The organism is Streptomyces sp. NPDC048590 (genome assembly GCF_043199535.1).
In the GTDB taxonomy this organism is placed as follows: Bacteria; Actinomycetota; Actinomycetes; order Streptomycetales; family Streptomycetaceae; genus Streptomyces.
In genome coordinates, this window is the sequence record NZ_JBICWC010000005.1 from 28,973 (window position 1) to 42,864 (window position 13,892).

Consider the following 13,892-nt stretch of genomic DNA (forward strand, 5'->3'; position numbering starts at 1 on the left):
CTCGTACCGTCCGTCACCCGGGCACGAGGGGGTGCCCGGACTCGGCAGACGCTGGACCGCAGTGGCGTGGGTGGTGGATGCCTCGTGGTCGGTTCCGGGAATCCGGAGGCGGGATCGCTGGTTTCGGTGTACCGATCCGTGGTGCCGGCTGGCGCGCGACGAGGCATCGTCCGCAAGGTGCCGGCTCCGCTGCGCTCCGCCGTGAAGTCCTCGTTCACCTCCGTGGACGCCATCCGGTCGGCGACGGTCGTGTGGGCGATGGGTGGTCGGCGCAACTCGCCTCGGCACAGCGTCGCCTCCATGCGCCGGGTGGTGCGTGTCAAGGGCAGGCACATGCGCGCCCTGCGCGTGGACGGCGCCACGGCCTGGGCTGCCAGGGCACGCAATCTCCACATCCTCATCGCCGCGCTCGAGGCGGGCGGCATCGAATACTTCTGCATCCGCGGTGCCACCAACAACGTTCCGACGGTCGCTGTGCCCGCCGCCCTGCGCGAGTCGGCGGAGGAGATGCTCCAGATCGCCTTCGAGCAGACCCCGGGCTACGTGGGTGCGGCCACCGCGACGGAGTCGGGCATGCGACCCGGCGAGGACGGAAGGTCCTGGCGCCAGCTGCGCAGGCACGACGCACTTCGGATCGCGTGGTACGTCACCGACCCCACCCAGGAACTCGTCTTCGGCGCCGATCAGGGCTGTGACCTGGAGTTCTGGGCCGAACGGAAGGGCCGGTTGCAGGCACCCCGCCCCAATCGTGTGGTTGAGGACGTGGCGGTCGGTGCACCGCGCCACACCGTGCCGCAGGCCCTGTTCGCCCTGGTACCCGGCGCCTACACCACCGGCAGTGCGCGAACGGTGGCCGAATTCACCCAGCCGCTGGCGGAGGACCACCTCTTCCCCATCGACGTCGTCTACACCTGGGTCGACGACTCCGACCCCCGATGGAGTGCCGAGCGCGACGCCGTCCGCTCGGGACGGCTGGGCACCCCGCCGCAGGCGATGCACGCGCAGGCGGCCAACGACGCGCGCTTCACCAGCCGTGACGAGCTGCGCTACTCCCTGCGCTCCCTGCACCAGTACGCCCCCTGGGTCCGTACCGTCTATCTGGTCACCGCCGGGCAGGTGCCCAGCTGGCTGGACACCGATGTCCCAGGCCTCCGAGTCGTCGACCACCGCGAGATCTTCTCGGATCCCTCCGCCCTGCCCACTTTCAACTCGCACGCCATCGAGAGCCAGTTGCACCACATCGACGGCCTGTCCGAGCACTTCCTCTACCTCAACGACGATGTGTTCTTCGGACGTCCGCTCGGTGCCGACCGCTTCTTCCACACCAACGGCCTGACCAAGTTCTTCCAGTCCAAGGCGCTCATACCGGGCGGTCCCACGGACACGGACGATCTGCCGGTGAACGCGGCGGGCAAGAACAGCCGTGCCCTGATCGAGCGGTCCTTCGGCACTCGTATCGCGCAGAAGATGAAGCACACCCCGCACCCGCTGCGGCGCAGCATCCTCGCCGACATCGAGCTGGTCTACGGCGAGGAGCACCACCGCACCCAGCACTCCCGCTTCCGGTCGCCGGACGACGTTCCGATCGCGTCCTCACTGCACCACTACTACGGCTTCCACACCGGCCGTACGACCCCCGGGAACATTCGCTACCAGTACATCGACCTTGCCGCCGAGCAGGCCAGGCACCGCCTGGACAGCTTGCTCGCCCACCGGAACTTCGACACGTTCTGCCTGAACGACACCGTCGAGCATCCCGACCCGGAGGCTCAGGAGCGCATGGTCAGGGACTTCCTCGACGCGTATTTCCCCGTGCCCAGCCGCTTCGAGCGAGAGGACTCGGACGAGTACCGCGATGTGAGTCGGTCAGGCAAGGCCGAGATCAGACGGTGAGTGAACCGTTCCATGCCGCAGTACCCGTCCCCGTAACGAAAGTGAACCGCGTGTTTGACACCTCCAGTCGCGAATCGGCTGGCGAGACCTTCATGGGCGCCGGCCCTCGTCAGGCGCCCGCGCCTGCTCAGCTGCGCCGGAGCCGTACGGAGCGGCAGGTCGTCGTGGACATGCACACGCGTGTCGCTCTCGTGCATGACCGCCTGACCCCGCTGGCCGCACGTGAGTTGAACAACCTGGAAGTACGTCGCGCCCTGGAGGCCGAGGGCGTCGACTGGTTCGAGGTGCCCGGTCTCGACGACACCGCCTCAGCGGTCGGAGTCGACGCGCGTCAACGCCCACAGGCTCTGGCGGCGTTGCGCGCCCGGCTGTCCGGCAGCCGGGGCTATCTCGCCCGCCCCAAGTCCGGGATGGCCCCCGGCGACGGAGCGTGGGAGGGGTCGTCGGACAAGACCTGGGAGCGGGCGAACGGCCTGTCCGTGGTGCGCGCCTTCTGGTTCCGCACCACGGAGGCAGGGCACCTGACGCATGGTGCCGACACGGGGTGTGACATCGAGTTCTGGGTGCCCGAGGAGAGCGTGCCCGGCCAGGGCGCCGACCGTCTCGTCGCCCCGCGCCGCAATCGCGCGAGCGAGTCCGTCTCGCTCGGCCACCAGCAGCTGGTCGTCCCCGGAGAGCAGATGACCAGGCTCGTGGGCCGGATGCACGGGGCCGAGGCGCCGGCGCTGCGCCCGACGCGAACCCGCCCCGAACTGGACATCCCCTTCCCCGACGAGCACCCCTTCCCCATCGACGTCGTGTACACCTGGGTGGACGGTGACGACCCGGCCTGGCAGCGGCGCCGCGCCGAGAGCCGCGGTGAGGTGTTCCACGCGGAGGCGGCAAGCCTGGCCCGTTATGTCTCCCGCGACGAACTGAAGTACAGCCTTCGGTCGGTGCGGATGTTCATGCCGTGGGTGCGGAACATCTACATCGTCACCGACCAGCAGACCCCGCACTGGTGGGCTCCCGGCGACGGCAGGGCGCGGGTGGTGGACCACCGGGAGATCTTCGACGACCCCTCGCACCTGCCCACCTTCAACAGCCACGCGATCGAGTCCCGGCTGCACCACATACCCGGACTCTCCCGCCACTTCGTCTACTTCAACGACGACATGTTCATCGGGCGGACCCTCACGCCGTCCGCGTTCTTCCACCCGAACGGCATCGCGAAGTTCTTCCCGTCCCCCGCACAGGTTCCCTACGGCCCGCCGGAGCCCGACGAGGTGCCCACCTCGGTCGCGGCGAAGAACAACCGTCGCCTCATCCAGGAGCGGTTCGGCCGCACGCTCGTGCAGAAGATGAAGCACGTGCCGTACGCGCTGAACCGGGACATCCTCGCCGCCATCGAACGGGACTTCCCCGAGGAGCACCGGGCCACCTCCGCCAGCCCCGTGCGGAGCATCTCCGACCTCTCCATCGCCTCCTCGCTGCACCACTACTACAGCTACTACTCCGGGTGCAGCCTGCCTGGTGACCTCCGCTACGGCTACTTCGCGCTTGACGACCCCGAGCTGGAACACAAGCTGGAACTGCTGCTCCTGCGCCGGGACCGGGACACCTTCTGCCTCAACGACTCCGCGAGCGACCCCGCCGAGATCGAGCACCAGAGCCACCTGCTCCACCGATTCCTGGAGGCCTTCTACCCGGTGCCGAGCCCGTACGAGAAGGAGGTGGCGTGAGCATGAACGTCGAGATCCTCGCCCACACCATGGCCACCGACTCCGTCGGTGCGCGGACGGCCGCCCGGCTCGCCCAGACCCTCCTCGCAAGGCACCGGGTAACCGTCGTCGCGGCACGCGGTGCCGCAGCGCCGCACCCGTCCTTGCGGCTCCCGGGTAACGTCGACGTCGTCGCCCTGGCCCCCTCGATCGGGGCCGGCGACCGTGACGACGAGAACACCTCACAGCTCGTCATCGCCGGCGACCCCGAGTTCCGGCGCTACAACCGCGCGGACGACGCGAGACTGCGGAAGCACCTGTCGGCGAGCGGCGCCGACGTGGTGATCGCCCTCAGCTCCGCGCTCGGTGCGGCTCTTGCGCAGTGCCGTGTACCCCACGCGCGGCGTATCGCGCGTCAGCCGGCACCTGTCGAGCGGCTCCCCGAGTCGTCGCGCGCCCGCTGGACGGAGCTCTACCGGGAACTGGACGCGGTCGTCCCGCTCACCCAGGGCGACGCCGCCGCCGCCGAGTACCGGGCGCTGCGTTCCGCCGGCGTCGAGGTGCGCCACATCGCCGAGCCGGTGCTGCTTGCCGAGCGTCCGGACAAGGCGACCACGGGTGTGGTGATCAACGCCGGGAGGCTGGTTTCGAGCAGGCGCGTCGACCTCGCGCTGCACGCCTTCGCCCAGACTCGCGCGGCACAACCGGGCTGGGAGCTGAGGGTGTTCGGCACCGGGCCCCTGCGCCGCGAGACGCGCGACCTGGTCACCGCGCTGGGACTCCACGATCATGTGCTGCTCTTCGACCGGGAAGCCCGCGAGGAGGACTACTACGACGCCGACATCGCTCTGGTGACCGCCGAACGCCTGGACAGCGCTCGGCCGGTGATGGAGGCACTGGCGCAGGCCACCCCCGTAGTCGCCACGGAAGTGCCCTTCGGAGCCCCCGAGGCGCTGGCCGAGGGCCAGGGCGGGCTCCTGGTACCGGTCGGTGACGTGCACGCCACGGCACGCGCGATGGAGCGCTACATGGCCGACGAGCTACTGCGCTCCGCGCACCGGGTCCAGGCCCTGCGGACGGCGCAGTCCGCAGGACCGGAGCAGGTCGGTGACGCGTACGAGGAACTGTTCAGGACGGTCAAGGCCGGGGTGCGTGGCCGGTGGAGCCAGCGCCGGCGCACCAGCGGCGGCGCACCTGCCGAAGACCTGGGTCGGCCGACTGCCGACTGCCAGATCCTTCCGAACGGCATGTGGGACATCACGCTGCGCGGCGTGTCCGGCACCCGCTCGGTGCGCGTGAAGGAGCAGGGCAAAGGCCGCAAGGAAGTGGTCGACTTCGCCGTCGGGAGTGGTGGCGCCCAGGCCCGCATCGACACCCGCCTGCTCGCGGCGCTGGGCGAGGGCCGCGCCGATCTCTACGCGGTGGACGGCAGGGGCAAGGAGAGACGCCTGCGCTACGGGCGATGCACGCTCGGCGGCGCACGGGACGTCGGCCACCTGAGCGACCTCCGTCACTTCCACTGGGTACTGCCGTACGAGACCGAGGGCGGCTATCTGCGCCTGCGGGTCTGGTCCCGGCCGAACCACGCCGAACTGGTGACCGTGGACTACAGCGACACCAGCCTCTGGCTGACGGGCTGGCTGCAGGGGGAGTGGCAGCTCGGCGGTGAGCTCTCGGTGCTGCTGCGTCGCCGCCAGGATCCCACGCGCACGCTGAGGGCCGGGCGGGTTCGCTACGAAGACGGCTGGTTCGGCGCAGAACTGAACATGGACGAGGCCATGAGGGCCCGGCTGCTCATGCGCGAGAACTGGGACGTGCTGCTCACCGACGACAGCGGCAGCGAGCCCGTCAGAGTGGCACGCATCGCCGACGACCAAGTGGTGCGGCGGGATGTACAGCGCTTCCCGGAGCTGGTGAGGGAGGAGCCGAAAGGCCTGTTCGGCCCCGACGTCGGCCGTGCCGTCGTCGGGCTCCGGCCCTACTTCACCGCCGACAACGAACTCTCGCTCGTGGTGACCGAGCATCACTGACATCGGCCCTCACGGACCTCGACACTCCTGAAGGACACTTGTGCGGATCTCCTTCCTGCTCCACAGCATCGACAACTTCGGAGGGGTGCCGCGGGCGACCAGCAGCCTGGCCTCCGCTCTGGCGGTCCACCACGAGGTGGAGATCGTCTCCATCTTCCGTACGGCGGACCGGCCGTCCTTCCCGCCGTCCGGTGGCGTGACGGTGCGCCATCTGGCCGACCGGCGTGAGGGGGCGGCGCAGACGAAGGGCGGCAAGCGGTCCCGGATCATGCCGCGCGAGGACGACTGGGCCGACAACTACACCCCGGAAGTGGACGACCTGATCCTCGGCCACCTCGGCCGGTGCGACGCCGATGTCGTGATCGCCGCCCGTCCGGCGCTCGCCGCGTATCTCATAGCCCATGGACGGCACGGTTACGGGCGCGTGGTCATCGACCACGAAGGCTCGATGGTGCCCTCCCAGGAGCTGCGCGACCGCACTCTGGAGCTGTACCGCGAGATGGACGGCGTCGTCTGCCTCACCCAGGCCGACGTGAACAACTATCAGCAACAACTCGGCGACCAGGCGCCCCCGCTCGCCGCCATCGGCAACATCGTCCCAGCCCCGGCCCGGCACGCCCCAGTGCGTGGCCTGCCACTGATCGTGGCCGCCGGCCAGCTCGTGCCACGTAAGGCCTTCGACACGCTGATCAACTCGTTCGCCAGGGTCGCGCCCGATCACCCGCAGTGGCGACTGAGGATTTTCGGCCGGGGACCCGAGCACGCACGGCTTCAGGAGCTGGTGCACGCGCACGGGCTCAGTGACGCCGTCCGCCTCATGGGTGCACTGCCCGACCTCACCGCGGAGTGGGACAAGGCCGCGTTCGCGGTGAGCGCGGCCCGCCGCGAATCCTTCGGCCTGACCATGGTGGAGGCCATGCACCACGGGCTGCCGGTCCTGGCGGCCGACGCACCCTTCGGTCCCGGCGAGATCGTCGTCCCGGGCCGCAACGGAATCCTGGTTCCGGTCGGTGACGAGGAAGCCATGGCCCAGGCGATGCGCTACCTGATCGAGCAGCCGGCCGAGCGGGAGAAGCTCTCCCAGGGTGCCTACGCCTCGGCCCCGCTCTACAGCGCCGAGCGCATCGCCTTCCGCTACGACGCCTTCCTGCGGGACGTGGCCGCCTCGGTGCCCAAGGAGGGTGCCGCCGGCGTGCCCGCCGTCGTCCCGGCGGATGTACTGGTGCGCGGTGACGGTTCCATCGAGATACGCGCCGTGCTGCCCCCCGGAGCCGAGCCTCCCGCGCTGTGTGTCACCCTGCGCAAGTCCGAGACGCCACTGGTCCGGCTGGCCGCTCTGGGGGCGTCGGTGGACGAGTCGACCGGCACGCACCGGACGGTGTACGTGGTTCCCTCCGAACCACCTGTCCTCGCCGAGGGGCGTTACGACATCGACCTGGAGCTTCCCGACGGCAGCCGCCAGCCGCTCTCCGTCGAGGGCATCCACACGGGTGGCTTGCTGATCCGCCGGATCCCGGCGGAAGGCCCCGCGTACTGGCCCGTTCCCTACCGCACCGCGGACGGTCATCTGTCGCTCTTCGTGCGGCATCGCGTGGAACACGCCGAGGTGCACTCGGTGCTGGTCGTGCCGGACGGCTGGCTCGTACGCGGCAGTCTGATCGCTCCACCCGGCACCGACCTCCTCGGGCTGCAGTTGAGGGCCGTTCCTCGTCGGGGGAGTGCCGGGTCCACCGTGTCGGGCCAGGTTCACGTGGGACACGACGGCGCCTTCGAGGCGCATCTCCCGTTCGCCGGGGTGGTTGCCGCCTCGTCGGGAGGCCATGACGACTGGGACCTGTGGCTGGAACGCGAACCCGGCCGACCGCGGATCAGGCCGGCGCGTTTCTTCGACGACATCCTCGAGCGCAAACGGATCGACGTCTATCCCACCCAGCGCTGGCACCACCCGACGCAGGGACCGGCACGGGGAAGGGTTTTCTTCACGCCCGGCAACGAGCTGTCCTTCACCGTCAGCCCCGACAAGGACTGAAACCTGCCTGCCGCTCCGTCCTGCCGCTCCGTCCTGCCGGTCCGGAGCCCGGGCCTCAGGTCCGGGGCTCTCCGTCACACCGTCATATTTCACTGCCCGCTGTGGAGTCCACGTACATGCCTACACACCCTTGCCGCACGCGCAAAGCCGTCATCCCGGCCGCTGGTCTCGGCACCCGATTCCTTCCCGCGACCAAGGCGACCCCCAAGGAGATGCTCCCGGTCGTGGACCGCCCCGCCATCGAATACGTGGTGGCGGAGGCCGTACGCAGCGGGCTCGATGACGTACTCATGGTCACCGGTCGTAACAAGCGCGCTCTGGAAGACCACTTCGACCGGGCCTACGAACTGGAGCACCTGCTGGAGCTGAAGGGTGACCACGGCAAACTGCGTCAGGTCCGAGAGTCGAGCGAGCTGGCCGACGTCCACTACGTGCGCCAGGGCAACCCGCTCGGTCTCGGCCATGCCGTCCTCTGCGCTGAACCGCACGTCGGCGACGCTCCGTTCGCGGTGCTGCTGGGCGACGACCTCATCGACGAGCGCGACTCGCTGCTCGCCCGGATGCTGGAGGTTCAGGAGCGGCGCGGCGGTAGCGTCGTGGCACTCATGGAGGTCGAGGACGACCGAACGCACCTTTACGGATGTGCGGCGGTCGCTTCCGCGGACGGCGAGGCGGGCGACGTTCTGGCCGTCACCGACCTGGTGGAGAAGCCCGAACCCGGGACAGCCCCGAGCAATCTCGCTGTGATCGGCCGCTACGTCCTCGCCCCGGAGATCTTCGACATTCTTCGCAAGACCGAGCCGGGTCGCGGCGGTGAGATTCAACTTACGGATGCGCTACGCCAGTTGGCTCTCGATCCGACTCTCGGCGGACCCGTGCACGCGGTGGTGTTCAGTGGCCGCCGCTACGACACCGGGGACCGCGGCGACTATTTGCGTGCCGTTGTCCGGCTGGCCTGCGAGAGGGAGGACCTCGGTCCTGATTTCCGTTCCTGGCTGGGCGAGTTCGTACGGGAAGAGGGGATCCTCTAGCAGGACGCCGGTCGAGCGGGCCGCGCCCCCGCGCGGCGGGCGACGCTCGCTAGGAATGCGGAGAGGCGTGCAGCCACAGGACGTTCACCGGTGTGCGGCGAACGGGCCGTACGGGATCACTCCCGTACGGCCCGTCGCGGTGAACGCCGCGCCCTACGCAGGCACGCTCGCCACGCCCTGCTCCAGGAACCGCTTGCCGTTGACGCGCTCGGAGACGCCCTCGCGGTCCAGGTACGGCGTGATGCCGCCCAGGTGGAAGGGCCAGCCCGCGCCGGTGATCAGGCAGAGGTCGACGTCCTGCGCCTCGGCGACGACACCCTCGTCGAGCATCAGGCCGATCTCCTGCGCCACCGCGTCCAGGACGCGGTCACGGACCTGGTCCTCCGTCAGGACGGTGTCGCCCTGCTGGAGGAGGGCCGCGACCTCCGGGTCCAGCTCCGGCTTCCCGGAGTCGTAGACGTAGAAGCCGCGCTTGCCCGCCTTCACGACCGCCGCGAGGTTCTCCGAGACCGTGAAGCGGTCCGGGAACGCGCGGTTCAGGGTCTCGGAGACGTGCAGGCCGATGGCCGGGCCGACCAGCTCCAGCAGCACCAGCGGGGACATCGGCAGGCCGAGGGGCTCGATGGCCTTCTCCGCCGTGGCCACCGGGGTGCCCTCGTCGATGATGTTCTGGATCTCGCCCATGAACCGGGTGAGGATGCGGTTGACGACGAACGCCGGGGCGTCCTTCACCAGTACCGCGGTCTTCTTCAGCTTACGGGCGACGCCGAAGGCCGTGGCCAGCGAGGCGTCGTCGGTCTGCTCCCCGCGGACGATCTCCAGCAGCGGGAGGACCGCGACGGGGTTGAAGAAGTGGAAGCCGACGACCCGCTCGGGGTGCTTCAGCTTCGAGGCCATCTCGGTGACCGAGAGGGACGAGGTGTTCGTGGCGAAGATCGCGTGCGCCGGGGCGACCGCCTCGACCTCCGCGAACACCTTCTGCTTGACGCCGATCTCCTCGAAGACGGCCTCGATGACGAAGTCGGCGTCGGAGAAGCCCTCCGCCTTGTCCAGCACACCGGAGACCAGGGCCTTCAGGCGGTTGGCCTTGTCCTGGTTGATGCGGCCCTTTCCGAGCAGCTTCTCGATCTCGGCGTGGACGTAGCCCACACCCTTGTCGACACGGGCCTGGTCGATGTCCGTGAGGACGACCGGGACCTCGAGGCGGCGCAGGAAGAGCAGGGCGAGCTGGCTGGCCATCAGACCGGCGCCCACCACGCCCACCTTGGTCACCGGACGGGCCAGGGCCTTGTCCGGAGCGCCGGCCGGGCGCTTGGCGCGCTTCTGCACCAGGTTGAAGGAGTAGATGCCCGAGCGCAGCTCACCGCCCATGATCAGGTCCGCGAGGGCCTGGTCCTCGGCGTCGAAGCCGGCACCGAGGTCGCCGGACTTCGCCGCGGCGATGATCTCCAGCGCGCGGTACGCGGCCGGGGCGGCGCCGTGCACCTTGGAGTCGGCGATCGCCCTGCCACGCGCGACGGCCTGGTCCCAGGCCTCACCGCGGTCGACGTCGGGACGCTCCACCGCGATCTCGCCCTTGAGGACGGAGGCGGTCCAGATCAGCGACTGCTCCAGGAAGTCCGCACCCTCGAAGATCGCGTCGGCGATCCCGAGCTCGAATACCTGCTTGCCCTTGAGCTGGCGGTTCTGGTTCAGCGAGTTCTCGATGATCACCGAGACGGCGCGGTCGGCGCCGATCAGGTTGGGGAGCAGCGCGCAGCCGCCCCACCCGGGGACCAGGCCGAGGAAGACCTCGGGCAGCGAGAACGCGGGCAGCGCGCTGGAGACGGTGCGGTAGGTGCAGTGCAGACCGATCTCCACACCGCCGCCCATGGCCGCGCCGTTGTAGTACGCGAAGGTCGGGACCGCGAGGCCGGAGAGACGGCGGAAGACGTCGTGGCCGCCCTTGCCGATGGCCAGCGCGTCCTTGTGCTCCTTGAGGAGCTCGACGCCCTTGAGGTCCGCGCCGACAGCGAAGATGAATGGCTTGCCGGTCACACCGACGCCGACGATCGTGCCCTCGGTGGCCTCCTTCTCGACCTGGTCGACGGCGGCGTTCAGGTTCGCCAGCGACTGCGGGCCGATGGTGGTCGGCTTGGTGTGGTCGAAGCCGTTGTCGAGCGTGATGAGCGCGAAGCGCCCCGCGCCGCCGGGCAGGTCGAGGTGGCGTACGTGCGCCTGCGTGACGACCTCACCGGGGAACAGCTCGGCCGCGCCCTTCAGAAGCTCGGTGGTGGAGCTCACTTGTTGCCTCCGGCGTTCTCGAAGTGCGGGTTCTCCCAGACGACCGTGGCGCCCATGCCGAAGCCGACGCACATGGTCGTCAGGCCGTAGCGGACCTCCGGCTGCTCCTCGAACTGGCGGGCCAGCTGAGTCATCAGACGGACGCCGGAGGATGCGAGCGGGTGTCCGTAGGCGATCGCGCCGCCGTACTGGTTGACGCGCGCGTCGTCGTCGGCGATGCCGTAGTGCTCCAGGAAGGCGAGCACCTGCACGGCGAAGGCCTCGTTGATCTCGAAGAGACCGATGTCCTCGATGGAGAGACCGGCCTTGGCCAGGGCCTTCTCCGTCGCCGGGATCGGGCCGTAGCCCATGACCTCGGGCTCGACACCCGCGAAGGCGTAGGAGACCAGGCGCATCTTGACCGGGAGGCCCAGCTCACGGGCGGTCTCCTCGGAGGCGAGGAGTGAGGCGGTGGCGCCGTCGTTGAGACCCGCGGCGTTACCGGCCGTCACGCGGCCGTGGGCGCGGAACGGGGTCTTGAGACCGGCCAGCGACTCCAGCGTGGTGCCCGGGCGCATCGGCTCGTCGGCGGTGACCAGGCCCCAGCCCGTCTCGCCCGCCTCGGCGTTGGTGCGGCGCACGGAGACCGGCACCAGGTCCTGCTGGATCTTGCCGTTGGCGTACGCCTTGGCGGCCTTCTCCTGGGAGCGGACCGCGTACTCGTCGGCGCGCTGCTTGGTGATCGAGGGGTACCTGTCGTGCAGGTTCTCCGCGGTCATGCCCATGAAGAGGGCGGACTCGTCGACCAGCTTCTCCGACACGAGGCGCGGGTTCGGGTCCACGCTCTCGCCCATCGGGTGGCGGCCCATGTGCTCCACACCGCCCGCGATGACGACGTCGTACGCGCCGAAGGCGATGGACCCGGCCGTCGAGGTGACGGCGGTCAGGGCGCCCGCGCACATGCGGTCGATGGAGTAGCCGGGCACCGACTGCGGCAGACCGGCGAGGATCCCCGCGGTGCGTCCGAGGGTGAGGCCCTGGTCGCCGATCTGGGTGGTCGCCGCGATGGCGACCTCGTCGATCTTCGCGGGGTCCAGGTCCGGGTTGCGGCGCAGCAGCTCCCGGATGGCCTTCACGACGAGATCGTCGGCGCGGGTCTCGTGGTAGATGCCCTTCGGGCCCGCTTTGCCGAACGGGGTGCGGACGCCGTCGACGAAGACGACGTCCCGGATGGTACGAGGCACGGTGGCTCTCCTCCAGGGTGCGGGATGGCACTGCTGCGGGCGCACGCATCGGCGCGCCACGCCCCTCATGCTACTTGCGGGTAACCAGACTGCCCACCCCCCGTCCCCGGAGCGGCGAACGTCACACAGGAGGGGGTGCCGCCGACTGCGGGGGAGGGCCGGACAACTGGCGTGAAATCGATCCTCCTGGACGAGGTGGTCCCAGGGGCGTTCCCGACACGCGTGTGGCCCCCTGCCGGATCCGGCAGGGGGCCACACGCGTGTCGGGACGGGTCAGGCGCCGGTGCCGAGGGCGCGGAGGAGGAGAGGAGCCACCTGTTCGATCTGCCACCGCCGCGCACCGTGCCCGGTCAGCGCAGTCTCGACCGCGCCGGGGGTCAGCGCCTTGGGCGGCTCCCAGCAGATCCGGCGCACGGTGTCCGGGGTGATCAGGTTCTCCTGCGGCATGTGCAGCCGCTCGGCGAGTTCCGTCACCGCCGTACGGGCCGCCGACAGGCGGGCCGCCGCGGCCGGGTCCTTGTCGGCCCACGAACGGGGCGGGGGCGGGCCGGCGGGCTGCTGGCCGGGCTGCGGCAACTCCGACTCGGGCAGCTGCTTGGCCCGGTCGACGGCGGCCTGCCACTGTTCCAGCTGGCGGCGCCCCATCCGGTGCCCGAAGCCGGGCAGGGCGGTGAGCCCCTGCACGTCGGCCGGGAGCGCCAGGGCGGCCTCGACGATCGCGGCGTCGCCGAGCACCTTGCCGGGCGAGATGTCCCGCCGCTGCGCCACCTGGTCCCGCGCGGTCCACAGCTCCCGCACGACCGCGATCTGCCGGCGGCGGCGCACCTTGTGCATACCGGAGGTCCGGCGCCACGGGTCCTTGCGCGGGGGCGCGGGCGGCGCCGAGGCGATCGCGGCGAACTCCTCCAGTGCCCACTCCAGCTTGCCCTGACGGTCGAGCTCCTTCTCCAGGGCGTCACGGAGATCCACCAGGAGCTCGACGTCTAGCGCGGCGTAACGCAGCCAGGGCTCGGGCAGCGGCCGGGTGGACCAGTCCACCGCGGAGTGCCCCTTCTCCAGGGCGTAGCCGAGGACGTTCTCCACCATGGCGCCCAGCCCGACGCGCGGGAATCCCGCCAGGCGTCCGGCGAGCTCCGTGTCGAAGAGCGAGGTCGGCGTCATGCCTATGTCGCGCAGGCAGGGCAGATCCTGGGTGGCCGCGTGCAGGATCCACTCGGTGTCCGCCAGCGCCTCACCGAGGCCGGACAGGTCGGGGCAGCCGACCGGGTCGATCAGCGTGCTGCCCGCGCCTTCGCGGCGCAGCTGTACGAGATAGGCGCGCTGGCCGTAGCGGTACCCCGAGGCGCGCTCGGCGTCGACGGCCACGGGGCCGGTTCCGGCGGCGAAGTCCGCGATCACCCTCGCGAGCGCGTCGTCGTCCGCCACCACCGGGGGAATGCCCTCGCGTGGCTCCAGCAAGGGGATCGGCGCCGGGGCGACGTCGTCCGGGGGAGCGCCCCCGGTGGTTCGCAGTGAAGTGTCTGCTGCGGTCTCTTGGGCGTCGGTCACATGCCAAGGGTATCTGTGTATGCGAGTCGCCCCGCGGCGGGACCGTGCGCCCCCCGGCCGCCCAGCCCCGAAAACCGCCCGCAGGGCCACCCCGCCCGGTCCCGCGGGGGGGGGGGGCGTGGGTGTTTGCCCTACGCAGGGCGGCCGCGCCCCCT

8 protein-coding genes are annotated in these 13,892 nt (G+C 70.3%); 5 read left to right on the top strand and 3 right to left on the bottom strand.

Features of this window, described 5'->3' with window-relative positions:
* Positions 1-138 precede the first annotated feature (138 nt).
* The 5 genes from ACGFNN_RS16045 to galU all read left to right on the top strand — a co-directional run bounded on the left by ACGFNN_RS16045 (position 139) and on the right by galU (position 8,683).
* Positions 139-1,893, top strand: coding sequence for a stealth family protein (locus tag ACGFNN_RS16045; RefSeq protein ID WP_393557070.1), 1,755 nt, complete (start codon positions 139-141; stop codon positions 1,891-1,893).
* A gap of 50 nt (positions 1,894-1,943) precedes the next feature.
* A complete protein-coding gene (locus ACGFNN_RS16050) occupies positions 1,944-3,614 on the top strand; it encodes a stealth family protein (protein WP_393556301.1) in 1,671 nt (556 codons plus the stop codon).
* Between the two features lie 2 nt (positions 3,615-3,616).
* The gene (locus ACGFNN_RS16055) at positions 3,617-5,623 is read left to right on the top strand and encodes a glycosyltransferase (RefSeq protein ID WP_393557071.1); all 2,007 of its coding nucleotides are present in this window, start codon (positions 3,617-3,619) and stop codon (positions 5,621-5,623) included.
* 40 nt (positions 5,624-5,663) lie between these two features.
* Entirely contained in the window at positions 5,664-7,652 is a 1,989-nt protein-coding gene (locus ACGFNN_RS16060) for a glycosyltransferase (RefSeq protein ID WP_393556303.1), read from the top strand.
* Between the two features lie 116 nt (positions 7,653-7,768).
* Positions 7,769-8,683: a UTP--glucose-1-phosphate uridylyltransferase GalU gene (gene galU / locus ACGFNN_RS16065; protein WP_393556305.1), complete on the top strand. Its 915-nt coding sequence runs from the start codon at positions 7,769-7,771 to the stop codon at positions 8,681-8,683.
* Positions 8,684-8,836: 153 nt separating this feature from the next.
* On the opposite strand, the gene ACGFNN_RS16070 is transcribed toward galU, so the two are convergent.
* The 3 genes from ACGFNN_RS16070 to ACGFNN_RS16080 form a co-directional block, all read right to left on the bottom strand.
* Entirely contained in the window at positions 8,837-10,966 is a 2,130-nt protein-coding gene (locus ACGFNN_RS16070; protein WP_393556307.1) for a 3-hydroxyacyl-CoA dehydrogenase NAD-binding domain-containing protein, read from the bottom strand.
* Entirely contained in the window at positions 10,963-12,189 is a 1,227-nt protein-coding gene (locus tag ACGFNN_RS16075) for a thiolase family protein (RefSeq protein ID WP_393556309.1), read from the bottom strand. Before ACGFNN_RS16075 ends, ACGFNN_RS16070 begins: the two co-directional genes overlap by 4 nt.
* 273 nt (positions 12,190-12,462) lie before the next feature.
* A complete protein-coding gene (locus tag ACGFNN_RS16080) occupies positions 12,463-13,737 on the bottom strand; it encodes an HRDC domain-containing protein (protein WP_393556310.1) in 1,275 nt (424 codons plus the stop codon).
* Between the last annotated feature and the right edge of the window lie 155 nt (positions 13,738-13,892).

What these genes read in the sequence shown, in the direction of transcription:
- ACGFNN_RS16055 (WP_393557071.1), top strand. Translation starts at nt 3,617, where the DNA reads ATGAACGTCGAGATCCTCGCCCACACCATGGCCACCGACTCCGTCGGT.
- galU (WP_393556305.1), top strand. Translation starts at nt 7,769, where the DNA reads ATGCCTACACACCCTTGCCGCACGCGCAAAGCCGTCATCCCGGCCGCT.